This is a genomic window from Faecalibacterium hattorii (assembly GCF_003287455.1).
GTDB lineage: Bacteria > Bacillota > Clostridia > Oscillospirales > Ruminococcaceae > Faecalibacterium > Faecalibacterium hattorii.
On record NZ_PRLC01000017.1, the window covers coordinates 1 to 24,096 of the forward strand.

At 59.7% G+C, this 24,096-nt stretch carries 19 protein-coding genes and 1 tRNA gene; 10 read left to right on the forward strand and 10 right to left on the reverse strand.

Annotation, left to right across the window (positions count from 1 at the left end; genetic code table 11):
• Positions 1 to 162 precede the first annotated feature (162 nt).
• Together C4N23_RS11260 and C4N23_RS14330 are read right to left on the reverse strand one after the other, a co-directional pair.
• The gene (locus C4N23_RS11260) at positions 163 to 1,452 is read right to left on the reverse strand and encodes an O-acetylhomoserine aminocarboxypropyltransferase/cysteine synthase family protein (RefSeq protein ID WP_112146113.1); all 1,290 of its coding nucleotides are present in this window, start codon (positions 1,450 to 1,452) and stop codon (positions 163 to 165) included.
• A 114-nt stretch (positions 1,453 to 1,566) separates the two neighbouring features.
• Positions 1,567 to 1,695 (reverse strand): hypothetical protein, encoded by a 129-nt coding sequence (locus C4N23_RS14330; RefSeq protein ID WP_275539593.1) that lies wholly within the window; start codon positions 1,693 to 1,695, stop codon positions 1,567 to 1,569.
• Between the two features lie 281 nt (positions 1,696 to 1,976).
• On the opposite strand from C4N23_RS14330, the gene C4N23_RS11265 reads away from it, so the two are divergent.
• Together C4N23_RS11265 and C4N23_RS11270 are read left to right on the forward strand one after the other, a co-directional pair.
• Complete coding sequence (locus C4N23_RS11265; protein WP_112146116.1) at positions 1,977 to 2,666, forward strand: vitamin B12 dependent-methionine synthase activation domain-containing protein; 690 nt, start codon at positions 1,977 to 1,979, stop codon at positions 2,664 to 2,666.
• A complete protein-coding gene (locus tag C4N23_RS11270; protein ID WP_112146118.1) occupies positions 2,653 to 5,079 on the forward strand; it encodes a homocysteine S-methyltransferase family protein in 2,427 nt (808 codons plus the stop codon). Before C4N23_RS11265 ends, C4N23_RS11270 begins: the two co-directional genes overlap by 14 nt.
• Before the next feature lie 252 nt (positions 5,080 to 5,331).
• On the opposite strand, the gene C4N23_RS11280 is transcribed toward C4N23_RS11270, so the two are convergent.
• The 8 genes from C4N23_RS11280 to C4N23_RS11325 all read right to left on the reverse strand — a co-directional run bounded on the left by C4N23_RS11280 (position 5,332) and on the right by C4N23_RS11325 (position 11,209).
• On the reverse strand, positions 5,332 to 6,240 hold the full coding sequence (locus C4N23_RS11280) for a radical SAM mobile pair protein B (protein WP_112146121.1): 909 nt from the start codon (positions 6,238 to 6,240) through the stop codon (positions 5,332 to 5,334).
• Entirely contained in the window at positions 6,228 to 6,917 is a 690-nt protein-coding gene (locus C4N23_RS11285; RefSeq protein WP_112146123.1) for a radical SAM mobile pair protein A, read from the reverse strand. Before C4N23_RS11285 ends, C4N23_RS11280 begins: the two co-directional genes overlap by 13 nt.
• On the reverse strand, positions 6,914 to 7,351 hold the full coding sequence (locus tag C4N23_RS11290) for a radical SAM mobile pair system MarR family transcriptional regulator (protein WP_004844961.1): 438 nt from the start codon (positions 7,349 to 7,351) through the stop codon (positions 6,914 to 6,916). Before C4N23_RS11290 ends, C4N23_RS11285 begins: the two co-directional genes overlap by 4 nt.
• A 119-nt stretch (positions 7,352 to 7,470) precedes the next feature.
• Positions 7,471 to 7,629 carry a hypothetical protein gene (locus tag C4N23_RS11295; protein ID WP_055186498.1) on the reverse strand — a complete coding sequence of 53 codons (159 nt, stop codon included), beginning with the start codon at positions 7,627 to 7,629 and terminating at the stop codon, positions 7,471 to 7,473.
• A 253-nt stretch (positions 7,630 to 7,882) separates the two neighbouring features.
• Positions 7,883 to 9,388: a recombinase family protein gene (locus tag C4N23_RS11300; protein ID WP_112146125.1), complete on the reverse strand. Its 1,506-nt coding sequence runs from the start codon at positions 9,386 to 9,388 to the stop codon at positions 7,883 to 7,885.
• 243 nt (positions 9,389 to 9,631) lie between these two features.
• Positions 9,632 to 9,916 (reverse strand): hypothetical protein, encoded by a 285-nt coding sequence (locus C4N23_RS11310; RefSeq protein ID WP_242983780.1) that lies wholly within the window; start codon positions 9,914 to 9,916, stop codon positions 9,632 to 9,634.
• A gap of 486 nt (positions 9,917 to 10,402) precedes the next feature.
• Positions 10,403 to 10,478: transfer RNA gene (locus C4N23_RS11320), tRNA-Val, on the reverse strand.
• Positions 10,479 to 10,615: 137 nt separating this feature from the next.
• Positions 10,616 to 11,209, reverse strand: a complete 594-nt coding sequence (locus tag C4N23_RS11325) for a TetR/AcrR family transcriptional regulator (protein ID WP_112146133.1) — start codon at positions 11,207 to 11,209, stop codon at positions 10,616 to 10,618.
• Positions 11,210 to 11,462: 253 nt separating this feature from the next.
• On the opposite strand from C4N23_RS11325, the gene C4N23_RS11330 reads away from it, so the two are divergent.
• The 8 genes from C4N23_RS11330 (at position 11,463) to pelG (ending at position 24,094) form a co-directional block, all read left to right on the forward strand.
• The gene (locus C4N23_RS11330; protein WP_112146135.1) at positions 11,463 to 13,562 is read left to right on the forward strand and encodes an efflux RND transporter permease subunit; all 2,100 of its coding nucleotides are present in this window, start codon (positions 11,463 to 11,465) and stop codon (positions 13,560 to 13,562) included.
• 5 nt (positions 13,563 to 13,567) lie between these two features.
• Complete coding sequence (locus C4N23_RS11335) at positions 13,568 to 15,478, forward strand: hypothetical protein (protein WP_112146137.1); 1,911 nt, start codon at positions 13,568 to 13,570, stop codon at positions 15,476 to 15,478.
• A gap of 119 nt (positions 15,479 to 15,597) precedes the next feature.
• A complete protein-coding gene (locus C4N23_RS11340; protein ID WP_112146139.1) occupies positions 15,598 to 16,602 on the forward strand; it encodes a D-2-hydroxyacid dehydrogenase in 1,005 nt (334 codons plus the stop codon).
• A gap of 280 nt (positions 16,603 to 16,882) precedes the next feature.
• The gene (locus C4N23_RS11345) at positions 16,883 to 18,661 is read left to right on the forward strand and encodes an NAD-dependent epimerase/dehydratase family protein (protein ID WP_146746486.1); all 1,779 of its coding nucleotides are present in this window, start codon (positions 16,883 to 16,885) and stop codon (positions 18,659 to 18,661) included.
• Positions 18,658 to 19,395 (forward strand): hypothetical protein, encoded by a 738-nt coding sequence (locus tag C4N23_RS11350; RefSeq protein ID WP_055187599.1) that lies wholly within the window; start codon positions 18,658 to 18,660, stop codon positions 19,393 to 19,395. The genes C4N23_RS11345 and C4N23_RS11350 overlap by 4 nt, the downstream gene beginning before the upstream one ends.
• The gene (locus tag C4N23_RS11355) at positions 19,392 to 21,239 is read left to right on the forward strand and encodes a DUF2194 domain-containing protein (protein WP_112146144.1); all 1,848 of its coding nucleotides are present in this window, start codon (positions 19,392 to 19,394) and stop codon (positions 21,237 to 21,239) included. The genes C4N23_RS11350 and C4N23_RS11355 overlap by 4 nt, the downstream gene beginning before the upstream one ends.
• A 3-nt stretch (positions 21,240 to 21,242) precedes the next feature.
• Entirely contained in the window at positions 21,243 to 22,703 is a 1,461-nt protein-coding gene (gene pelF / locus C4N23_RS11360; protein ID WP_112146147.1) for a GT4 family glycosyltransferase PelF, read from the forward strand.
• Positions 22,679 to 24,094, forward strand: a complete 1,416-nt coding sequence (gene pelG / locus C4N23_RS11365) for an exopolysaccharide Pel transporter PelG (protein ID WP_112146149.1) — start codon at positions 22,679 to 22,681, stop codon at positions 24,092 to 24,094. The genes pelF and pelG overlap by 25 nt, the downstream gene beginning before the upstream one ends.
• Positions 24,095 to 24,096 lie beyond the last annotated feature (2 nt).

Genomic DNA, 24,096 nt, shown 5'->3' on the forward strand with positions numbered 1-24,096 from the left:
GAGCCCTGTGCAGTACAGGATTCAGACCGTTGGGGCCGCTTAATTTGATTTTTGTCTAACTTTTGGGGTTCATTTCACTGGAGGGCAGAAGTTCTTCTGGTTTTTACACACACAGGAAGGAGAGTTGGTTGTCAGAGCATGGGGGTACGGAACCCGGCACGATCACTCGCCGCGGACGGCTGCGAAACCGGCTTCGAGGTCGGCGATGATATCGTCGATGTGCTCGGTGCCGATGGACAGGCGGATGGTGTTCTGATAGATCTGCTGCTCGGCCAGCTCCTCGTCGTTCAACTGGCTGTGGGTGGTGGAAGCCGGGTGGATGACAAGGCTCTTTACGTCGGCGACATTGGCCAGAAGGGAGAAGACCTTCAGGTTGTCGATGAACTGAAAGGCTTCCTCACGACCGCCCTTGATATTAAAGGTAAAGATGGAAGCGCCGCCGTTGGGGAAATACTTCTCGTACAGCGCGTGATCGGGGTGGTCGGGCAGGGACGGATGGTTGACCTTTTCGACCTGCGGATGGTTGGCGAGGAACTGGACGACCTTCTTGGTGTTCTCCACATGGCGCTCGATGCGGAGGCTCAGGGTCTCGGTGCCCTGCAGCAGCAGGAAGGCGTTGAACGGGGAGATGGTCGCACCGGTATCACGCAGCAGGATGGCGCGGATGTAGGTGACGAAGGCAGCGGGGCCGGCAGCCTCGGCGAAGGAAACGCCGTGGTAGCTGGGGTTGGGCGCGGCGATGTTGGGATAGCGGCCGCTGGCCTTCCAGTCGAAGTTGCCGCTGTCCACGATGATGCCGCCCAGCGTGGTGCCGTGGCCGCCAATGAACTTGGTAGCGGAGTGGACCACGATGTCTGCGCCGTGCTCGATGGGACGGATCAGGTACGGGGTGCCGAAGGTGTTATCAATGACCAACGGCAGACCGTGCTTATGGGCGAGGGCTGCAATGGCGTCGATGTCGGGGATGTCGCTGTTGGGGTTGCCCAGCGTCTCCAGATAGACGGCCTTGGTGTTGGGCTGGATGGCGTTCTCCACCTCGGCGAGGTCGTGTGCATTGACGAAGGTGGTGGTGACGCCGAACTGGGTCAGGGTGTGCTCCAGCAGGTTGTAGCTGCCGCCGTAGATGGTCTTTTGGGCAACGATGTGGTCACCAGCCTGTGCCAGCGCCTCGATGGTGTAGGTGATGGCTGCGGCACCGGAAGCAGTTGCCAGAGCGGCCACGCCGCCTTCCAGCGCGGCGATGCGCTTCTCGAAGACGTCCTGCGTGGAGTTGGTCAGGCGGCCGTAGATGTTGCCCGCGTCAGCCAGACCGAAGCGGTCTGCGGCGTGCTGGCTGTTGCGGAAGACGTAGGAAGTGGTCTGATAAATGGGCACTGCGCGGGAATCGGTGGCGGGGTCGGCCTGCTCCTGACCGACGTGGAGCTGAAGGGTCTCGAATTTATAGTTAGACATGTTATTTACCTCTCTATTTGTACTAATAGTATTATTTTTGCTTACAAAAAATCCCGGTCGCTGCGGTCTCAAGACAGCGTACCGGGCAAGAAGTTCGACATTGCGCTTGCAGCATTACACTTCGGGACACATTCGTCCACCGGAGGGCAAAGCACAGCAGCTCGTCAGATTTTCTGCCCGGCCTGAGTACATTCGCCCACAACGGAAGTTCGCGTGCAGCAGATTTTTCCAGATCAGCGTCATTGTAGTGCCCTCCTTTCTCTGAAATCCCACCAAGTTGGTGGATTGGATGGCTGCATTATATCCCTATTTACCTAGATTGTCAATAGGTTAATGAAAAAATGTTTGGAAAAATTTTGGAGAGGGGAAGGACGCTGGCGGCGAAGCAGGGCCTTTGTTTGGCACTGCGTAAGGTGGGGCCGGGTAAGCCCGGCATCGTGAAATGCGGAGGGCACTTTTCGTTGACGGAACTCTTTCCCTGTTGTATACTGATGCTATTATCGAAAAAAGAGGGGGGAGCGGCGATGTCCATCGGGCCAAGCCGGCCGCTGGCGCTGGAAAAGCCGGAGACCATTGATCTGAAACAGGCTGCGCGGTATTTCGGCCAGCGGGGCGAACCGGATGCGGCAACGGCCTCTTTGTTAGAGAGGTGTGCCGTGCCCATCTTGGCGGCGGCAGCGCCCCACGCCGTCTGGCTGGAAAGCGATGTGGACAGCCTTGCGGAAGCGGGCCTTTTGCAGGGGGAAGATGTGTACCGCCACCTGACCGGCTGTGACCGGGCCATCCTGCTGGCTGTGACCCTTGGCCCCGGCGTGGATGCACAGATCCGCCGGGCCGGGGTGGGGGACATCGCGGCGGGCGTGGCGTCGGATGCGCTGGGTTCCGCGCTGGCAGAGCAGATGGTCGATGCCGCCGAAGCCGAACTGCGCAATGCGGCAGCAGGGCAGGGCCGCTATCTGACCGGCCGCTACTCGCCGGGCTACGGCGATTGGCCCATCACGGTACAGCCGCTGGTGGCGGCGGCGCTGGATACTGCCCGGCGGGCCGGTCTGTGCGTGACGGACACCAACCTCATGACCCCCCGCAAGAGCGTCACCGCGCTGCTGGGCGTCAGCGAACACCCGGTCAAGGGCCATCTCGCAGGGTGCGGCCACTGTGTGCTGCACACCCGCTGCGAATATCGAAAGAGGGGGATCACCTGTGCAAGCGAATGAACTGTTTACCCAACCGAATACCATCCTGCTGGACGGCGGCATGGGCACCATGCTGCAGGCGGCGGGCCTGAAGCTGGGGGCCAAGCCGGAGGAGCTGAACATCACCGACCCGGCGCTCATCGAGGGCATCCACGCAAAATATGCCGCAGCGGGCAGCCGCATCATCAACGCCAACACCTTCGGCGCGTCGGCACACAAGCTGGCGGGCAGCGCCTATACGCTGGAAGAGATCATTGCGGCGGGCATTGCCAACTGCAAGCGGGCGTGCGCCCCCTACGGCGCACTGGCGGCGCTGGACGTCGGCCCGCTGGGGGAGCTGCTGGAGCCCAACGGCACGCTGGCCTTTGAGGACGCTGTGACCGAGTATGGCCGCATCGTCCGGGCCGGTGTGGCAGCGGGGGCTGACCTCATCTTCTTTGAAACGTTTACCGACCTGTACGAGCTGAAAGCGGCTCTGTTGGCGGCCAAGGAGAACAGCACCCTGCCCATTCTGGCCAGCATGAGCTTTGAGGCGGGGGGGCGCACCTTCACCGGCTGTACGGTGGAGAGCTTCGCCGCCACCGCGCGGGGTCTGGGTGCGGATGCCATCGGCATCAACTGCTCGCTGGGCCCCAAGGAGATCTTCCCGATGGCGAAGCGGCTGGCTGAGGCCGTGCCCGGCAGCTTCCCGGTCTTCGTCAAGCCCAACGCGGGTCTGCCCCGCGCCGACGGCTCCGGCTACGACATCACCCCGCAGCTCTATGCAATGCAGATGAAGCCTTACCGGGAGCTGAACCTGTTCGCGGCGGGCGGCTGCTGCGGCACCACGCCGGAGTTCATCCAACTGCTGAACGGTGTCTTTGCCGGCTGCAAGCCCGGCCGCCCCGACCACCCCATGAAGTCGGTCATCTGCTCGCCGGTGAGCTGCGTCAATGTGGACGGCATCACGGTGGTGGGCGAGCGGATCAACCCCACCGGCAAAAAGCGGTTCCAACAGGCCCTGCGGGAAAATGACATGAACTACGTCCTCGAACAGGCCGTCAGTCAGGTGGAAGCCGGGGCGCAGATCCTCGACGTCAACGTGGGTGCCCCCGGCGTGGACGAGCCCGCGCTGATGGAACAGGTGGTCAAAGCGCTGCAGAGCGTGGTCAGTCTGCCCTTGCAGCTGGATTCTTCCCACGCCGAGGCACTGGAGCGGGGTCTGCGGGTCTACAACGGCAAGCCCATCGTCAACTCGGTGAACGGCGAGCCGGAGGTGCTGGAAAAGATCCTGCCGCTGTGCAAAAAGTACGGCGCGGCCGTGGTCGGCCTTGCCATTGACAAGCGGGGCATCCAGCCCAAAGCCGAGGACCGCGTGGCCGTGGCCCGCCGCATCAAGGAAGCTGCGCTGGCCGTCGGCATCCCGCAGGAGGATATCTACATCGACTGCCTGACCCTGACCGCCAGCGCCCAGCAGCAGGACGTTCTGGCCACCGTGGAAGCCCTCCACACCTGCAAAACAGAACTGGGCGTCCGGACCATTCTGGGCGTGTCGAACATCAGCTTCGGCTTGCCCTGCCGCACCTACCTGAACACCACCTTCCTCACCATGGCCATGTACGCGGGGCTGGATCTCGCCATCATGAACCCGTCCAGCGAGGAGATGATGGCGGCGGTCTACGCCTACAATGTACTCATCAACCGCGACCCCCAGAGCACGAAGTACATCGAGCGGTACGCGAACCGGGTGCCCGCCTCCGCCGCGCTGGCCAAGGCTGCCCAAGCGGCCACGGTGGCCCAGTCCGGCGGCGAAGCGGAGTTGTCCGGCCCTTATGCCCCCCTGATGAAGGCCGTGGAAAAGGGCCTGAAGGGCGAAGCTGCGGCCCAGACCCGCGCCCTGCTGGAAACGAAGGAGCCGCTGGAACTAGTGGATGAAGCCCTCATCCCGGCGCTGGACATCGTGGGCAGCAAGTACGAAAAGGGCACCCTCTTCCTGCCCCAGCTGCTCCAAGCAGCCAGCGCCGCCCAGAGCGCCTTTGAGGAGATCAAGACCGCCATCGCAAAGAAGGGCGCGGCCAACGAGAGCAAGGGCCGCATCGTCATCGCGACGGTGAAGGGCGATGTCCACGACATCGGCAAGAACATCGTGAAGGTCATCCTCGAAAACTACGGCTTTGAGGTCATCGACCTTGGCCGCGACGTGCCGGTGGAGACGGTGGTGAACACGGTGCGGGAGAAGAATGTGCATCTGGTGGGCCTCTCCGCCCTGATGACCACCACCCTCAAGAGCATGGAGGAGACCATCGCGGCCCTCCACGAAGCAAAGCTCGACTGCAAGATCATGGTCGGCGGTGCAGTGCTCACCCCCGAATACGCAAAGAAGATCGGCGCGGACTGGTATGCGAAGGATGCCAAGCGCAGCGCAGATATCGCAAAAGAATTTTTTGGGGTATAAATAAAAAGCCGGAGTTGCTCCCCCAGTCGCCTGACGGCGCCAGCCCCCTCGGAGAGGGAGGCGGCGCTTGATCGCCCTATTCCGCCCTTGCGTTATACGCGCTTATAAACAATGGGTTCGTCATGTTTTTTACCTCCGCAAACGGGAACTTGTCGGGGCGAGGCCCCTCCATCTTGCTGCCGCAAGACCGTTCTGTCGCTTAAAAGCCCCACTGGGGCTTTCATTGCTGCGCTGCGCTCCGCAAACGCGAAGTTAGCGATTTCTTTTTCCGGTATTCTCTGTCCCACGGATTTCCTCATGATAGAAATAATCTACGATCACCGGATGCCCCTGCGGGACTCTGCCATAAGGCATTTCATTATCCACAAAGGCACAATCGTACTTTTTAGCCATTTTCTCAGCTTTTACTTCAAGTGCTTCAAAGTAGCTGCGGTTATGCTTGTTATAGATCTCGTCGTAAAGTGGTACAAGATCAGGATGTTTTTCGGCAATATAATCCATAATTGTCTTTTTGAAACCGCCTCGAAGATTGAGATTTTCGAGCCAGAACAGATCGCACTGATCCTTTACCCGCTCAAAGATTGCTTCAAAATCCGTGATACCGGGGAATACCGGGGATACGAAACAGACTGTACGGATACCTGCTTCGTATACCTGCTTCATAGCAGAGATACGGCGCTCAATGCTCGAAGCAGAGTCCATATCGTTCTTGAAATTTTCATCCAGTGTGTTGATCGACCATGAAACGGTTACACGTCCAAGCTTCTTCAGCAGATCAATATCCCGTACCACAAGATCCGACTTTGTGCAGATCAGAATATCTGCGTCACTGCCGATCAGTTGCTCCAGAAGTTTTCTGGTATTCCCGAATTGCTCCTCCTGTGGATTGTAGCCATCTGTCACAGAACCGATGACCACCCGCTGTCCGGCATATTTCTTCGGATTCTTAATTTCCGGCCAATGCTTCACATCAAGGAAAGTGCCCCATTCTTCCGTGTGCCCGGTAAAGCGCTTCATAAAAGAAGCATAGCAATACTTGCAGGCATGTGTACAGCCCACATAGGGATTGACCGAGTAACCGCCTACCGGCAGACTGGACTTGGTCATGATGTTCTTTGTTTCCACCTCACGAATGAGGATTCCATTTATTACTTCTTCCATGATTTCTGTGCCTCTAACACTTTATTAAATTCTTCCGGCATTTCCTGAATCATATTTTCATCCCCTATGATAGGGACAAGGTCTTCCTTCATAAACACCGGAATGCCGAGCTTATGGGCTTGGTCCGCCAGAGACCATGCCCATTCCGGCTCCGTATGAATCTTCCTGCTCTGAGCTCCGGTCATGGTGCCCACAACGATCCAGTTGATTCCGGAAAGGTCAACTGTGCCGGGATCGTCGAATAACGGCTCAAAGGTAACATGGTAATGTTTTGCTCTGACGTTTTTCCGAAGGGCGTCGATACGCCACAGGTCTGCTTTCCTCGTCACCGTAACGCCAAACCATGCGTTTTCCAGATCGGTATCAAAATCCAGCAGATCGGGGCGCTTGGTAAGGAACAGGAACTGATGCTGTGGATTTTCACGGATCTTTGCAAATACCTCGTCTCTCCATTCCGGCTTCCATCCGGAGAGATCGCTCATGCCGGTAAGAAGAAAGTTCTGTGGACGTTTCTTTTCCATCATCTTGAGCTTACTCGGAAAGAATTCAGGGTCAGCGAAGTCATCCATCATATGCCAGCGTTTCACGTTGTTGCGGGCATAGCAATATGTACACCCCACTGTGCAGCCAATGACGATATTCATGTTCTGAATCTGATCCTTGATACAAATACTCATGACTTCTGCCACTCCTCAAGATTCTTTCTGATGCGGTCGAGGCATTCCTCAAACCGGGTAATTTCTTCCTCTGAAAAACCTTTGTAGTAAATACTGCCCATCTCATCAGATACAGAATCGTACTCGCCTTTTAAGGCATGTGCTTTCTCAGTCAGAAACAAGAGTGTTTTCCTTTTGTCCGTTTCAGACTGAACACGGCTTATCAGCCCTTGATTTTCCATTCTTTCCAGCATCGTAGTAAGAGATGTTATCGCTAATCCGCATTTAGTCGAGAGTGACCTGATTGAAATACCATCCTTCTGCCACAGCACATAAAGAATACGCCCTTGGGCTCCATTAAACGCATCAATATTCTTTTCACTGAGAATCTTCTCGAAAATCCGGTCTCCAAGCTGTTTTATTTTGGTGACAAGAAATCCTCCATTCATTTCCATGCAAAAACTCCTATATAGTAGTTTATTAAAAACATACTATATAGGAGTTTTATTGTCAAGAGTTTATATGTCTTGATAGGTAAATTCCGCTTTTTTCAATTCTCCAAACGGGAATCGTCTTACTTCTTGTCATTGAAGTAGATGATAAAAGCACCCATTACTGCAATAGCAATGAGCAATCCAAACTCAACCCAATTACCTAAAAGTTCAAGTCCTACGACCATACCTAAATAACCAACAATCAATGTAACGATTGCTGCCAAAATCGCTTTACCCATATAATCACACTCCTTACGCGGTTAAAAATAGCAAAAGGCAGGATACCATCGCTATGATGATACCCTGCCTTTGGTCATTATTGTTCGGGTTCGACGCTCTGACTGGTGTCGGTTGGAAAGGTGCTCCGGCAGCGGCATCTTTCTTGGTAGACATTCCTAGGGGTCTAGGAACCGCGCACTAATCAAAGCCCCACTGGGGCTTTGATTGCCTTCGCTGCGCTTCGGCACGTGCTTTTCGAGTCCTGTACCGCCACTAACAAAAAATCCCCAGACGAATGTCTGAGGATTTTTGTGGTGGAGCATTGTCCACAGCACTCGAACCCAACACTTCCTCACGGGTGACCGTTTTGGCATCATCCGTGAAGTTGAAATTGAGTACGACCCGGTCATCAAAGACGTAGACCGAGTTGACAAAGGTATCAATGATCTGCCGCTGGTGCTCCGTGCTGCCCACGTCACCCTTGCGGAATTTTTCAAGCCAGAACCGAATCCACTCACGGGTCAGGACGGGCTTTTTCAGCTCTTCTTCCAGAATGCTGGTGTTCAGGGCTTCTTTCCGGGCTTCCAGCTCGTCCAACCGCTGCTTGGTAGTCGGGGTCAGGATGCCCTGTTCAATGGCTTCCAGAAGGTTTGCCAGCCGCTTCTCCGTGTCCCGGAGCTGCTCTTTCAGGACAGGCAGCCGGGTGTTCTCCTTCTGCTGGGCATCCATGACCAAATCTATCAGCCGTTCGATGATTTCATCGCTGAAAATCACCTTAATGGCGGTATCCACCACGAACCGTTCCAGCGGCTCCTTGCGGATGGCTTTCAGGTCGCAGTGCGCCTTGCCGTGGCGTTTGGCGTTGCCGCACTTATAATAATAGTAGGTGTTCCCCATGTGGCTGGTGCCGCTTTCGCCACCCATCAGGGTACCGCACTTGCCACAGAACAGCTTGGTGGTCAACAAATAGCTCACATCCTCTTTTGCAGGCCGACCATGGGCGATCCTGTTCTGCTCAAAACGCTGCTGCACCCGGTCAAACAGATCCTGGTCAACAATGGCCGGAATGCCGCCCGGCGTCACAATGTCCTTGTAGCGGTATTCGCCGATGTAGCGGCGGTTGCGGAAGATCTGGAAGAAGCTGTTCTTCACGAACGGCTTCCCGGTGCGGGTACGCAGGCCGCGCTCGTTCAGGGAGGCGGCAATCTTCTCAGCCGGTTCGCCGTCGGCATACCGGGTGAAGATCTCTTGCACGATGGGAGCCGTTTCCGGGTCGATATGGTACAGCCTGTCCTCCTTGCCGATGGTGAAGCCCAGCGGCACCACACCGCCGTTGTACTTGCACTGGAGGGCGTTTTCGCGCTCACCGCGCGCCACTTTCAGGGCGAGTTCGGCGGAATAGTATTCCGCCATGCCAATCAGCATACTCTCCACCATAATGCCTTCAGGCCCCTGCGAGATGGGTTCCATGGCAGACACCAGATGGACACCGTTCTTTTCCAGCTGGTACTTGTAGTTCACGGCATCGAACCGATTCCGGGCAAAGCGGTCGAGTTTCCAGACCAGAACCACATCGAAGATTTTCTTTGCGCTGTCCTTAATCATCCGCTGGAAGTCCGGGCGGTCATCCGTCTTGGCAGAGTAGGCACGGTCGATGTAGGTGCCGACCACGGTGATACCGTTCTTCTCGGCGTAGTCCTTGCAGTCGTGCAGCTGTCCTTCAATGGACGCTTCTCTCTGGCTGTCGGATGAATAGCGGGCATAAATCACGGCGGTCATAGTTGCACCTCCTTGGCAGCGTGTTCGGGTTGTCTTTATAGTATCGGGGCAAGCGCAGCTTGTCAACAATCTGCGAACAGATTGAAATGTGAAAATTGCGAAACGCAGCGAAAAAGGTGAGAGCAAGAATCGTCCCGTGGCCACAAATTTTCAATTCTTGAAAATTTTCTGCCCCTTGGGACAGCTTCTTGTTGGGGCGTGCCTGCCCCAAACCCTGCTGGAACGAGTACGGCAAACTGGAATTTATATCCGGTACTTGTCTCGATTTATAGTCATATCAACCAAATGAAATACAAGTAAGATAATAAAAAAAACGGAAACTATTATTATTCCTGCGCCCGGCTTGATAAAATCAATTATACCGCCAAGACAAAAGAGCATTGCCCATGTCTTAATCCGTTTTCCAGTAACTCTGCATATTTTCTCTGTGTTTAATCCAGTATAATCTCCTGATAAAAACAGCACACTTCTTTCTGTATTCCTTGATTTGATAAAAAATCTTCCAACAAAAAAGAGAACAGTTGCCATCAGTAAATCAATAAATATAATTATTATTTTCATTTTCAACACCTCTAATTCTAAGTTCACAACTTCCAATTTACTGGGCTAAGCCGAGTATACCACACTCCTCCATGAAAGAACACCCCGATATAGTGAAATTTTTCCATTTTTCTGCGTACGTGCGTACACGCTCCGCAGGGATTCTAAGGGGGCTGCCCCCTTAGCACACGGACTTTGGAACAAAGTCTAGTGTGTTACACCTTGTCAGAGGTGTACAGGCTCCCGGTATGCACGTATGCAGCGACTACCCCCAAACGCGCCATATAGGGGGACGACCAAGTTCGCACAAAGCGAACTTGATTCCGCAAAGCAAAAGGCAGGATACCACCGTTATAGTGATACCCTGCCTTTGCTCGTTTAACGCTCTGTGTAGTCCTTCCGCAGAATCTCCGATAAACAAAAAACGTACCCGAACCCTTTTTCATAAAGAATCGGGTTCGAGTACGAACTGTATGGTGGACGGTACAGGACTCGAACCTGTGACCTCCTGCACGTCAAGCAGATGCTCTACCAGCTGAGCTAACCGTCCAGATGTCGTATCGACTCAGATATCTTACCACATCTTCCGGGAAAAAGCAAGCTCTTTTTTGCAAAAAACAAATTTTTTCGCAGGGGGCAGCAAATCAGGAAAAATCGAGCGGTCCTTTTTGCCGCGTCTGCGGCTTTTCAGCCGAACGCTTTCCGTATAATATCGTACAGCACCGGCTTCATGGCATCGATGTTGTCGGGTTTGCCTTCGAGGATGGACGAATAGCACACCGACATGCACATGCTGCCGAGGGAGGTGATGCGCTGGTAGATCTCCCGCTCGGTGCGGCCGGCCATTTCGGGGCTGGCGAGGATGGTGTGGAACAGTTTGCGCATCAGCGGCTCGGCCTCGCCGGAGGCTTCGATCTGGTCCAGCCCCGGCCAGACGAAGCTGCGCTCCAGAAAGCGGAGCAGCAGGGTGTCCTTCCGCAGGGCCTCGATGATGTGATCGATCACGAAGATCATCTTGTCCGGGAAGCTGTCCAGCCCGGCGGTGTGCTCACAGGCGGTCACAGCGTCGTCCAGCAGCTGATAGCTCACCCGCGCCAGCAGCGCTTGGGTCACCGCGCCCTTGTCGGCAAAGTAGAGATAGAACGTGCCCTTGCCGACCTTTGCGCGGGAGGTGATCTCCTCTACGCTGGTCTTGGCGGCACCCCGCTCCAAAAACAGCTCATATGCGGCGTCCAGAAGCGCCCGGCGCTTCTCCTGTTTTTTGCCTTCCACAGTGCTCATGCTTTGAGTCGATTCCTCTTTTCTTCGATGTTCTGTCGTGTACACCATATTTTAGCAATGGTCACGCCGCGGCGCAAGCCCCTAAATGGCCGGAAGCACTATACAATTTTGGCTCGGTGATAAAAAAACTGACGTTTGGTCAGTTTTTGGCTTGACAGTTTTTTCCGGGTTGCTATAATAGTGCTTGCTCAGAAGTGACCGTGAGTCACTTTTCCGCACACCATTCCAATCCAACATCCAATGGAGGGTTTTCATGAAAAAGATCGCACAGGGCATCGTGCGTCTGCGCAAGCTGATCTTAACAGTAGCAATCCTGCTGTTGATCCCTTCCGCCATCGGCGCCATTGCCACCCGCATCAACTATGACGTCCTCACCTATCTGCCGCAGGAGCTGGACTCCATGATCGGCGAGCAGATCCTTGAGAACGACTTCCATCTGGCTTCGACCGGTATGATCACGGTCGAGGGCCTCCCCACCAACGAGCTCATCGCCATGAAGAAGGACATCGAGGCCGTTCCCGGCGTCACCCAAGCGTTCTGGCTGAGCGATGTGCTGGACCCCAGCGTGCCGAAGGAAATGCTCCCGGCGGACGTCCAGCAGTTCATGTTCGGCAAAAATGATTCCACCATGCTCATCGTCCGGTTCGACGGCCCCAGCGCCAGCGATGAGACGATGAACGCCGTTGGGCAGATCAAGAAGGTGCTCCGGAAGGACTGCTTCTTCGGCGGCATGAGCGTCATTTTGCAGGACACCAAGACCCTGATCAATCAGGAAATGCCGCTGTACGTCCTCTGCGCTGTAGGTGCAAGCTTGCTGGTGCTCTTCCTCTCGCTGGAAAGCACCATCACGCCGCTGCTGTTCATGCTGGGCCTTTTGTTCCCCATCGTGTACAACTTCGGCACCAACATCTTCCTTGGTCAGATCAGTTACATCACACAGGCCCTTTCCACGGTGCTGCAGCTGGGTGTCACGATGGACTTCTCCATCTTCCTGCTCCACCGCTATCAGGAGGAAAAAGAGCTCCGCTCCTCCAATGAGGAAGCCATGGTCAGCGCCATCTGCAAGACCATGACCTCCATCTCCGCTTCCTCCCTGACCACCATCGCGGGCTTCCTTGCCCTGTGCGCCATGCGCCTGACGCTGGGCCGCGATATCGGCCTTGTCATGGCAAAGGGCGTGGCGCTGGGTGTCATCTGCACCGTCGTCGTCCTGCCCGCGCTGATCCTCACTTTTGATAAGTGGGTCGAGAAGTACAAGCACCGCACCGTCATTCCCCGGCTCACCAAGCTGAGCTACTTCGTCTCGAAGCACGCAGCGCCCATCGTGGCCATCTTCCTTGTGCTGCTGGTCCCCTTTGCCGTTGCGCAGAACAAGACAGAAGTCTACTACACCCTGTTCGACTCCCTGCCCCAAGACCTGACCGGCATTGTCGGCACCAACAAGCTGGGCGAGGACTTTGGCATGACCACCTCCCACTTCATCCTCGTTCACGACGACCTGAGTGCCTCCCAAGTCTCTGACCTGTGCGACGAACTCAAGGACATCGACGGCATCACGCAGGTGGTCAGCCTCGATTCCATCACCGGCCCCGGCTTCGATACCAGTCTGCTGCCCGACAGCGTGACCGAGATCCTGCAGTCCGGCGGGTACAAGCTGATCCTTGCCAACAGCTCCTATAAGACCGGCACCGACGCCATCAACGCCCAAGTGGATGAGATGAACGCCGCCATCAAGGCGGTGGACCCCGAAGGCGTCATGACCGGCGAGGGTGCCATGACCAAAGACCTGATCGAGGTCGCGGATGTGGACTTCAAGAACGTCAACGTCTGGTCCATCATGGCCGTTGCCGTCATCATCCTGATCTCCTTCCGCAGCCTGTCCATCCCGGTGCTGCTGGTCGCCAGCATTGAAGCCGCCATCGCCATCAACATGGGCATCCCGTACTTCACCGGTACCCAGCTGCCCTTTATCGCCAGCATCGTCATCGGCACCATCCAGCTGGGCGCAACGGTGGACTACTCCATCCTGATGACCACCCGCTACCACGAGGAGCGCGCCTACGGCCGCACCCCGCAGGAGGCAGCGCAGCAGTCTCTGGAGCATTGCAGCCAGTCCATCCTGACCAGCGGCCTGACCTTCTTCGCGGCCACGGTCGGCGTGGCTGCCATCAGCAAGATGGAGCTGCTGCAGAGCATCTGTCGGCTCATCTCCCGCGGTGCTCTGATCAGTATGGTTGTCATTCTGGTGGTCCTGCCCGCCGCCCTGATGCTGCTGGACTGGATCATCCGCCACACCACGATGCACTGGCTCGTGCCCGAATACGCCAACGCCAAGAAGTCTGAGAAGGAGTAACTACCATGAAAAAATCGCTTCGTATCGCCAGTGCGGCGCTGGCGCTGACTCTCGCCGCCGGTATGACGATGCCTGCCTTTGCGGCAAGTTCGTCTTCCTTTACCAAATCCGAAAATGTCTATGTTGTGATGAACGCCGACGGCTCGGTCCAGAGCACCACCGTCAGCGAACACCTGTACAACGCCGGGGGGCTGTCCTCCGTCACCGATGTGTCCAGCCTGACCAACATCCAGAACACCGAGAGCGACGCCGCCTTTACGCAGGACGGCGAGAAGCTGGTCTGGAACACCGACGATACCGATGTTTACTACAAGGGTGACACCGACCGGGCCCTGCCCATCGGTGCCAAGGTGACCTACACGCTGGACGGCACCACCGACAGCCTTGAGAACCTGATCGGCAAGAGCGGCCACCTGAAGATCACCGTGGATCTGACCAACTACGAGACCGGCACCGTGACCGTCAACGGCAAGGAGCGCACCATCGTGACCCCGCTGGTCACGGCGGTGGGCGTCATCTTCGGGGAAGACGCCTCCAACCTGAACGCAGACCACGGCATCGTTGAGTCCGCCGCTAAGAGCAACGTGGCTGCCTTTGTCTGCCTCCCCGGCGTCAAGGATTCCCTGAGCGGTCTGCTGCCCGATGACCTGTCCGCTGTGGAAGATTATTTGCAGGACAGCGTGACCGTGGAAGCCGATGTGGAGAACCTCGCCGCGCCCCAGATCATGCTGGCCGCTGCCACCAGCCCCGATGCCCTTGGCACCGACAATGTCTTCGACCTTGACAGCATCAACGAGCTGACCGACGGCATCCAGCAGCTCAACGACGCCATGAGTCAGCTGATGGACGGTGCTTCTCAATTGGAGGACGGCGTGAGCCAACTGGCCGACGGTACGCTGGCCCTGCTGGACGGTGCTTCTCAGTTGAACACCGGTGCCGCTGCCCTGAATGACGGCCTTGGCCAACTGACCAACGGCCTCGATACCCTGACCTCCAACAACGACGCCCTGAACAGCGCCGCCCAGCAGGTCGCTGACGGCGTGCTGGCTTCGGCCAACAGCAGCCTGATGGAGGGCGGCCTCATCGATACCCCGATGACATGGGACAACTACCAGTCCGTCATCGACGAAGTGCTGACCATGAACGCAAAGACGCTGGCCGCTGCCCGCAAGAAGATGGTTCGCACCATCTGGGAGCAGGAACCCAGCTTCAAGGACAGCCAGCTCAATCTGGCCCTCTACCTCTCCGCCACCAAGACCAACCACGACCTTGAGGCTGCTCTGCGCCTGATGCAGAAGTACGACCCCTCGATGATCTGCGGCCTGATCGACCTGCTGACCAGCGCCGAGGCCAAGCAGACCGTGCAGGATGAGCTGAAGCTTCAGGCCGAGAACAGCGAGGATATCGCCAATGTCCGCGCTTTGAAGACCAGCCTTTCTCAGATCCAGCTCTTCGTTTCCAGCGTTGGCCAGTACACCGGCGGCGTGGCCGCTGCGGCGGACGGTGCCCACTCCGCTAAGGACGGCAGCGCCCAACTGGCCGATGGCACCAAGACCCTTTACGACGGTGTGACCACCCTGAACAATGGTGTGGGGCAGCTTGCCGACGGTTCCACTCGGTTGGCGGACGGCCTGAACCAGTTCAACGAGGAGGGCATCTCCAAGCTGACCGGCTCCCTCGACACCGACCAGATCCACGCCCTCAAGACCGTGCTGGACGCCATGACCGACCGTCTGGAGAGCTACACCAGCTTTGCCGGTGCCCCGGAGGAGGCTTCCTCCAACGTGAAGTTCGTCTATAAGACCGGCGAGACCGTGGCCGCTGCCACCAACACCGCCGAGACCGAGACCACCACCCAGTCCGGCAACTTCTTCACCCGCCTGTGGGAGCGGATCGTGAACCTGTTCAAGTTCTGATCGTTTTCGAAAAACAGCCCCAAAGCCGCTGAGCAGCACCCGCTGCCCGGCGGCTTTGACTTTTTTCCCCGGCGGGCGTACAATAAAGCCAAAAACTGAACCACTGGGAGGAAGATACCATGTCGAAACAGATCCTTGTCTGTCTGCCGCTCCGTGAAGAGCAGAAACGGGCGATGCAGCAAGCGGCCCCGGAAGCGGAGTTTCGCTTCACCGTCCCTGCGGACGTGACGGCGGAGGACGTCCGCTGGGCCGATGCCGTACTGGGCAATGTGCCGGTGGAACTCATCCGGCAGAACGACCGTCTGGAATGGTTCCAGTCCAATACGGCCGGGCCGGACGCTTATCTGGCCCCCGGTGTGCTGCCGGAACGCTGTGTGGTCACCAATGCCACCGGGGCTTACGGTCTTGCCATCAGCGAGTGGATGCTGGGCATGTGGCTGGGGCTGCAGAAGGACCTCTTCCTCTACCGTGACCGCCAGAACCGCAGCGAATGGGCCCCCACCGGCCACTCCGTCCGCAGCGTGTACGGTTCGCGGGTGCTCTGCGTCGGCATGGGGGACATCGGTTCGAACTTTGCCCGCCGGGCGCACGCATTGGGGGCCGAGGTGGTGGGCGTCCGCCGCACGGTCCACCCGGACACCCCCTGCCCCGATTACTGTCTGCGGGTGGTGCCCCAAAGCCAGATGGACGCTGAGCTGCCCGAAGCCGACCTTGTGGCCCTGAGTCTGCCCGGCACGCCGGAGACGAAGCATCTGTTCCACCGGGAGCGGATCGCCAAGTGCAAGCCCGGTGCCATCCTGATGAATGTGGGCCGGGGCAGCGTGGTGGACCACATGGCGCTGTATGAGGCTGTCCACAGCGGCCGGCTCTTCGGCGCGGCGCTGGATGTGACCGAGCCGGAACCCCTGCCCAGAGACCACCCGCTCTGGCGTGAGCCGGGGGTGATCATCACGCCCCATGTGTCCGGCGGGTTCAGTCTGCCCAAGACGCTGGACAACATCGCGGACATCTTTGTCCACAACCTGAAGAAATACGCAGCCGGTCAGCCGCTGGATAATCAGGTCAGCCGCAAAACGCTGTACGTCAGTGGCGGGGCCGGGGAGCGGCTGCTCAGCACCTTTTAAGAAACGATCATAGGATACTACCTTCCCGCAAAGCTGGAGCTTGCAGCCAGCTTTGCGGGAATTTTTTTGCCCGATTTTTGCGCAGAAAAGCGGTCGAACGGTCATGAACAAGCTGGCAAAAACTGGCAAACGATCGAATGACCTTACAAAAACGAACGATTTGTCGCACGATTTTCGTTGACCTGCGGTACGATTCTGCTTATAATTGCCCTAACGGAACACCCGGACCGGAGACCGGGCGGGCCGGGGAAATTTTGGGAGGAACGCGGAGGAGCTGGAAGTGGAGATTCTATTGACCGGGAACACCTGTTTTGTGACGAAGGCATGGGTCGAGATGGCGTTCCCTGAGGACCATGTGCTCATCACCTGTGGGCGGGGGCAGCCCCACCCGCCCAAGCTGCGGGCCATCACGCTGGACAACAAGGAGCGGATCGGGCAACTGGTGGACAGCTACGAATTTGACCGCATCGTCTACTTTTCGGAATACTTGACGCCCCACAGCGAGCAGGAGGGCGAGCTGGATCGTTTGCGGCGGGTGCTGCAAGCCAACCGCGACCGGGAAAGCCAGTTGCTCTATCTGGCGGGGCCGGAGGCGGTGCTGACCCCGGCCATCGGCAAAACGGTGGTAGCACAGGCGGCGGAAGCACTCTGCCGCCACTACGCCGAAACGAGCAAGGTGCAGATCAAGGTGCTGCACCTGCCCTACTTATATGGCTGCGACGGCACCGGGGCCCCGGCGGGCATCGCCGGGCTGCTGACCCGGATGCGGGACGGTGAGCTGCACTTCGATGAACAGGCGCTGGCCCCGGTGTTCGCCCTCTGCATGGAGGATCTTTCCGAGCTGGTGCTGCGGGTGTTCGACAACTGGACGCCGGAGTGGGAGAGCTTCACCGCACCGGTGGTCTTTGCGCTGAACTACGAGCAACTGGGGGAGGCGTGGAAGGCGCTGCATCCGGGCCTGAAGATGACCTACGGCACCGACCTCATCCGCACCTACCCGCCCGACGACGGGGTGCTGCGCTGCCGTTACGGGTGGTTCCCCCGGTACTCGCTGGAGGAGGATCTGCCCCGGCTGTTCCGGACCGAGACCCACGCCCGCCACAGCCGGACATGGGGCCAGCGGCTCGGCGGTCTGTGGGAGCGGCACCGGCATCTGCTGGAAGCAGCCGAGATCGTGGCATCCTTCGGATTTACGGAATTGCTGGTGCAGCTGACCGGCTCACAGGCGCAGTTCCGGGTGGTGGACTTCCGGCTGGCCTTCATCGTGCTGGCAGCCAATGTCTACGGGCTGAATGCCGGGGTGGCTGCGGCACTTCTGGCGTCGGCGTCGCTGGCGGTCGGCTACTGGGAGCAGGGGGCTTCGCCGCTGCTACTCTTCTACGAGCCTTCCAACTGGCTGGCTTTCCTCGTCTACTTTGTGGTGGGGGCGGTCTGCGGCTATGTGCAGCTGCGCAGCGCCGAAAATGTCCGCTTCGCCGAGGAGCAATGCCGTCTGCTGGAAGAGCGGCTGCGGTTCGTGCGGCAGCTCTATCAGGACGTCATGGAGGACAAGCGCTCCCTTCGGCGGCAGATCTTGGGCCGCCGGGACAGCTTCGGCAAGGTGTACGCCGTGACGCGGGCACTGAACGAGACACCGCCGGACAAGCTGCCCGCAAAGACCGTGGAGCTGCTGGAAGATGTGTTCCAAAACCGCAGCGCCGCATTCTATTTCGTGGACGCGGCGGGCCGCACCGCCAAGCGGGCCGCGTGCAGCGAAGGGGCCGAGGCTCCGCGTTTTTTGGAAGGCCCGGCCCTCGCCGCGCTGGTGCAGACGCTGGAACAGGAAGAGGTCTGGGTCAACCGGACCCTGACGCCGGGGCTGCCGATGTTCGGCGCGGCGGTGCGGGTGGACGGGAAGCTCCGGGCCCTTGTGCTGCTGTATGATGCGGGCGGGGAGCAGCTCTCGCTCCACTACCAGAACCTATTCCGCATCCTGTGCGGGCTGGTGGAGACCGCGATGACACGGGCGGCTCAGCCGCTGCCCGAAAAGCGGCCCCGGCGGCAGGAGGTGCGGGCATGAGCCGGAGGGAGAAGACACCGTTCCGGATGGAACCCTTCCGGGTGGACGATGAACTGCATCGGAGCATCCGGGTGGAGAACCGGGAGGATGCGGCCTCGACCGTGCCGCTGGAAGAGGCGCTGCTGCTGGACTCTGCCGAGCAGCGGCGGAAGCTGATCCTCTCGGTCTTGACGGATGACCCGGTGCAGTATTACGACCTGTTGGAACAGGCCCGCCTCAACGACGACAGCGAGGTGGTCCACTACGCGGCCACCGCCATGGCCCAGATCTCGAAACAGGCGGATGCGGCGCTGCAGCGGCACGCGGCCCGGTTCGCCGCCGACCCGAAGGACCCGGCGGTGCTGGCGGAATACGCCGCCGCGCTGGAAGCCTCCCTTGCGCTGGGGCTGGCGCAGGGCCGGGCGGCACAGCTGCAGCGCCAGCAGCTCGAACGTCTGCTGAAGATGCAGCTGGCCGATCAGCCGAAGGAAGAACAGTACGGGCTGGGGTGCCGCTTGGCCAAGGTGCAGTTGGAACTGGCGGAGTACGCCGCCGCCGAGCAGACCTTGGCGGAACTGACCGCCCGCTGGCCGGTGCGGGAGACCCCGTGGCTGCTGCGGCTGCGCAGCGCCGCCGCCCGGAAGGACGGGGCCGAGCTGGCCCGCTGGCTGGCCGAGATGGAGCGCGCGCAGGTCTACCTGAGCGCCGCCGGGCGGCGGGAGGTGGATTTCTGGAAGGGAGGGGGACAGCCATGAGGCGGCTGCAAAGCTGGTTTTTGCGGTTCCGGTGGCAGAAGCTGCTGGTGGTCTGGCTCGTGTTCGGGCTGATGGCGGCGGCGTTATTTGCTGAGCGCAGCGGCGTGCAGTACACCGGCACCCATCTTCGGCTCAACCTGCTGGATACTGGGCTGACCAAGGAGGAGGCAGCCACCGGTGAGACGCCGACCTGCCTTCTCCTCTGCGACAGCACGGTGGACGGCGGGGACGAGGCGCGGGCGCAGTTCCAGCAGATGCTGCTGGACATGAAAGTGCCCACCGCCGTGGCCGACCTCGCCGAAGAGGAGGTGCTTCCGGCGTTTGAAAACTACCAGACCGTCGTGGTGCTGGCCGCAGACCTCGACACGCTGGGTCTGCGGCTGCTGGACCTGATGGACTGGGTGGAGCAGGGCGGAAACGTCCTCTTTGCTATGACGCTGGAAAAATCCGGCGCGTTCGACACCGTGGCGCAGAAACTGGGGGTGCTGTCCTCTTCATGGAGCAACAAGGTGGCCGAGAGCATCGTTCCCGCCGCGGGCTTCATGCTGGGCGGCGGGCAGCGGTATGAACTCAGCGACCCATTCGAATCGGCGCTGGGGGTCCAGCTGCGGGACGATGCCACGGTCTATGCCGTCACCGGGGACGAGGGCGTGCCGCTGGTGTGGAGCACGGAACTGGGCAAGGGCCGGATCGTGGTGGACAACATCGGCGTCTATGACAAGGTGATGCGGGGCTTTTACGCGGCCTCCTACAGTCTGCTGGGGAATGCGTGCGCCTACCCGGTGCTCAACAGCGCGGTCTTCTTTTTGGACGACTTCCCGTCCCCAGTGCCGGAGGGTGACGGCCAGTACATCCGCCAGCAATACGGGCTGAGCATCGCGGAATTTTACGCAAAAGTCTGGTGGCCGGATCTTGTCCGGCTGGCGGAACGGTACGGCATCCGGTACACCGGCGTCATGATCGAAAACTACGGCGACGACACCGAGGCCCCGCCCACCCGCCAGCGCAATATCCGGCAGTTCCAGTATTATGGCGGGCTGCTGCTGCGGCAGGGCGGGGAGCTGGGCTTCCACGGCTACAACCATCAGCCGCTGGTGCTGCCGGAGACGGACTACGGCGATCGGTACGATTATCGGCAGTGGCCCAGCGCCGACGCCATCGTGGCGGCCATGGACGAGCTGACGAGCTTCCAGAAAGCCGTGCTGCCCTATGCGTCCGGGTCGGTGTATGTGCCGCCGTCCAATATCCTGTCGGCGTCTGGCCGCGCGATCTTGGGCAGCCGGGTGCCGCAGGTGCGCACCATTGCCAGCTCCTATCTGGAGGACGGCACCGACCTGCCCTATGTGCAGGAGTTCGGCGTGGCCGAGGACGGTGTCGTGGAGGAGCCGCGCATCGTTTCGGGCAGCATGGTGGGGGATACCTACATGCGCACCGCCGCGCTGAGCGAGTTGAACCTCCACTTCGTCAGCACCCACTTCATGCACCCGGACGACCTGTTGGACGTGGATCGGGGCGCGGCGGAAGGCTGGGAAGTGTACAAGACCGGGCTGGAAGACTATCTGGAGTGGCTCACCGCCGCCGCGTCTGCCCTGCGGATGCAGACGGCGACCGAGTGCGCCGGGGCCATCCAGCGGTTTTCGGCCCTGACCGTCCGCTTGGAGAGTGGGGCCGATGCTTGGACGCTCCGTCTTGGCAACTTTGCGGATGAGGCGTGGCTGCTGTTCCGGGCCAACGGCGGCACCCCCGGCAGCGTGTCCGGTGGGAAGCTGACCCACCTGACCGGAAATCTCTACCTGCTGCGGGCCGACGGGCCCATCGTGACTATGGAACGAAAGGAGAAATGAAGGATGCGGGTCTGTCTGGTGCTGGAAGGGTCCTATCCTTATGTATATGGCGGCGTGTCCACATGGATGCACGGCTGCATCCGCGCGATGCCGGAGCACGAATTCATCCTCTGGGTCATCGGGGCAAAAGCGGCCGACCGCGGGAAATTCGTCTACGAGCTGCCCGCCAATGTGGCCGAGGTGCACGAAGTCTTTCTGGACGACGCGCTGCGGCTGCGCGGCGGTGCCCCGCCGGTGCACTTCACGCCCGAAGAATGCGCGGCCCTGCGGGAGCTGGTGCGGCTGGGGGCGCCGGATTGGGAGGTTCTGTTCCGCCTGTTCCACGAAAAGCGGGCCCACCCGCTTGCCGTTTTGCAGAGCCGGGAGTTTATGGCGCTGTTCACCAAGCTGTGCGAGGAGGAGTACCCCTACACGGCCTTTGCGGATGCGTTCCACACCGTCCGCTCCATGCTGCTGCCGGTGCTCTGGCTGATGACGGGCGAGGTGCCCGAAGCGGACTGCTACCACGCCATCTGCACCGGGTACGGCGGGCTGCTGGCGTGCCTTGGCGGCAGCGTCCGCCACCGCCCCGTCCTGCTCACGGAACACGGCATCTACACCCGTGAGCGGGAGGAGGAAATCATCCGGGCCGAGTGGGTGGCCCCGGATTTCAAGGCCCGGTGGACGCGGTTCTTCTATATGCTGTCGGAACAAATTTACCGGCAGGCGGACCGGGTCACGAGCCTGTTCCCCCGCGCCCGCAGCATCCAGATCGGGATGGGGTGCGAACCGGGAAAGTGCATCGTGATCCCGAACGGGGTGGACTACGAGAAATTCTGCGCCATCCCGCCCAAAGCCGAAGACGGATGGGTGGACATCGGGGCCGTGGTGCGGCTGGCCCCCATCAAGGACATCAAGACCCTGCTCTACGCTTTTCTGGAACTGAGCGCCCGGTGCAAAAATGTCCGGCTGCACATTCTGGGCGGCGTGGACGACGAGGAATACGCGCGGGAGTGCTACGCGCTGGCCGAACAATTGGGGCTGGAGAACGTCCGCTTCACCGGGCGGGTGGACATTGCGGCCTACCTGCAAAAGCTGGACTTTACCATCCTGACCAGCATTTCGGAAGGGCAGCCCCTCTCGGTGCTGGAATCGCTGGCGGCGCGCCGCCCCTGCGTGACCACCGATGTGGGCTGCTGCCGGGAGCTGCTGGAAGGAACCCCCGGCGACACCCTTGGTGCGGCAGGGTTCTGCGTGCCGCCCATGTACCGGCAGGGGCTGGCTGACGCCATGGAGAAGCTCTGCGTCAGCCGCCCGCTGCGGCAGCGGATGGGGGCCATCGGCCAGCAGCGGGTGGCGCAGAGCTACCGCCACGAGCAGATGCTGGCGCGGTATCGGGCTCTCTACGCCGAAACGGCAGCCACGGCGCAGAAAGAGAAGGAAACGGAATCGGAGGAACTATGGCTGGAATTGGGTTCGAACTGAAAAAGCTGTTCCGGCGCAAGGGGATGCTGGCGGGGCTGCGGGCCTACGGCTACGCGGGCATCATCTGCACCGGGCCCATGCTGCTGGGGGTGCTGCTCCAAGGGGGGCTGCTGCTGCTCTGCGGCTGGGCGGGGGCACCCCGCGCTGCGCGGGATCTCCTCGTCTGTATGGTGACCTACACCCTCCTCGCCTCGCTGACGGTGACGAGCTTTTTCTCGATGCCGGTCACCCGGTTCGTGGCCGACCAGCTGTACGAAGAGCGGGCCGAGCGGGTGCTGCCCTCCTTTGCGGGGGCGTGCGCGGTGCAGCTTGCGCTGGGCTGTGGGGGGTACGGGGCGTTTTTGCTGGCATCCGGCGCGACTTTTTGCCAAGGGCTGCTCTGTCTGTGGCTTTTTGCGGAGCTTGTCGTCTGCTGGACTGCCATGAGCTACCTGACCGCCCTGAAGGAGTACCGCGGCATCCTCATCGCCTTTGCGGCGGCGGTGGGCGCGGCCTTTGGGGCCGGGTGGGTGCTGGTGTTTTGGCTCGGCGTGCCGGTGGTGGAGGGCTTCCTCGCGGCCACGGCGCTGGGTTACGGCGTCATGCTGGGGCTGGATGTGCGGCTGCTGTGCCGCTTTTTCCCGGAGCGGGAGGGCAGCCCGTGGCGGTTTCTGCGCTGGGTAAAGCGCTACCGCACCTTGGCGCTGACCGGTCTTTTGCTGGATCTCGGCCTGTTTGCCCACCTTGTGATCGTCTGGCTGGGGCCCCTCGGCGTGCAGGTGAAGGGGCTGTTCTATGGTGCCCCTTATTACGATGTGCCCGCTCTGCTGGCCTTCCTGAGCATCCTCACCACTACGGTGAACTTCGTCGTCTCGGTGGAGGTGCAGTTCTACCCGCGCTACCGCACCTACTACAGCCTGTTCAACGACGGCGGCGTGGTGGGGGATATCAAGGCGGCGGAGGAAGAAATGCTGGCCGTGCTGAACCGGGAACTGTACTATACGGCCCTCAAGCAGCTCTTTACGACGGCGGCGGTCATCTCGCTGGAAACGCTGGTGCTGGGGTATCTGCCGCTGGGCTTCAATGACCTGATGCACGGCTGTCTCCGCACCCTCTGCGCGGGGTATGGGCTGTATGCGGTGGGAAACACCGTCCTGCTCATCCTGCTCTACTTTACCGATTATAAGGGCGCGCTGGGCGCGGCGGCAGCCTTTGCGGTGCTGGCCGGGGGCGGCACCGCGCTTTCGCTCCGGTTCGACCCGGCGTTTTACGGCTTTGGCTTTCTGGCCGGGGCGGCGGTGCTGTTTCTGGCCGCGCTGCTGCGGCTGGACTGGTTCACCCGGAACCTGCCCTACCGCATTCTGGGCCAGCAGCCCCTCGCGGCTGCGGAGGAAAAGGACAAGGAGGCTTGAAA

What these genes read in the sequence shown, in the direction of transcription:
- C4N23_RS11260 (WP_112146113.1), bottom strand. Translation starts at nt 1,452, where the DNA reads ATGTCTAACTATAAATTCGAGACCCTTCAGCTCCACGTCGGTCAGGAG.
- C4N23_RS14330 (WP_275539593.1), bottom strand. Translation starts at nt 1,695, where the DNA reads ATGACGCTGATCTGGAAAAATCTGCTGCACGCGAACTTCCGTTGTGGG.
- C4N23_RS11265 (WP_112146116.1), top strand. Translation starts at nt 1,977, where the DNA reads ATGTCCATCGGGCCAAGCCGGCCGCTGGCGCTGGAAAAGCCGGAGACC.
- C4N23_RS11280 (WP_112146121.1), bottom strand. Translation starts at nt 6,240, where the DNA reads ATGGAAGAAGTAATAAATGGAATCCTCATTCGTGAGGTGGAAACAAAG.
- C4N23_RS11285 (WP_112146123.1), bottom strand. Translation starts at nt 6,917, where the DNA reads ATGAGTATTTGTATCAAGGATCAGATTCAGAACATGAATATCGTCATT.
- C4N23_RS11290 (WP_004844961.1), bottom strand. Translation starts at nt 7,351, where the DNA reads ATGGAAATGAATGGAGGATTTCTTGTCACCAAAATAAAACAGCTTGGA.
- C4N23_RS11295 (WP_055186498.1), bottom strand. Translation starts at nt 7,629, where the DNA reads ATGGGTAAAGCGATTTTGGCAGCAATCGTTACATTGATTGTTGGTTAT.
- C4N23_RS11300 (WP_112146125.1), bottom strand. Translation starts at nt 9,388, where the DNA reads ATGACCGCCGTGATTTATGCCCGCTATTCATCCGACAGCCAGAGAGAA.
- C4N23_RS11310 (WP_242983780.1), bottom strand. Translation starts at nt 9,916, where the DNA reads ATGGCAACTGTTCTCTTTTTTGTTGGAAGATTTTTTATCAAATCAAGG.
- C4N23_RS11325 (WP_112146133.1), bottom strand. Translation starts at nt 11,209, where the DNA reads ATGAGCACTGTGGAAGGCAAAAAACAGGAGAAGCGCCGGGCGCTTCTG.
- C4N23_RS11330 (WP_112146135.1), top strand. Translation starts at nt 11,463, where the DNA reads ATGAAAAAGATCGCACAGGGCATCGTGCGTCTGCGCAAGCTGATCTTA.
- C4N23_RS11335 (WP_112146137.1), top strand. Translation starts at nt 13,568, where the DNA reads ATGAAAAAATCGCTTCGTATCGCCAGTGCGGCGCTGGCGCTGACTCTC.
- C4N23_RS11340 (WP_112146139.1), top strand. Translation starts at nt 15,598, where the DNA reads ATGTCGAAACAGATCCTTGTCTGTCTGCCGCTCCGTGAAGAGCAGAAA.
- C4N23_RS11350 (WP_055187599.1), top strand. Translation starts at nt 18,658, where the DNA reads ATGAGCCGGAGGGAGAAGACACCGTTCCGGATGGAACCCTTCCGGGTG.
- C4N23_RS11355 (WP_112146144.1), top strand. Translation starts at nt 19,392, where the DNA reads ATGAGGCGGCTGCAAAGCTGGTTTTTGCGGTTCCGGTGGCAGAAGCTG.
- pelF (WP_112146147.1), top strand. Translation starts at nt 21,243, where the DNA reads ATGCGGGTCTGTCTGGTGCTGGAAGGGTCCTATCCTTATGTATATGGC.
- pelG (WP_112146149.1), top strand. Translation starts at nt 22,679, where the DNA reads ATGGCTGGAATTGGGTTCGAACTGAAAAAGCTGTTCCGGCGCAAGGGG.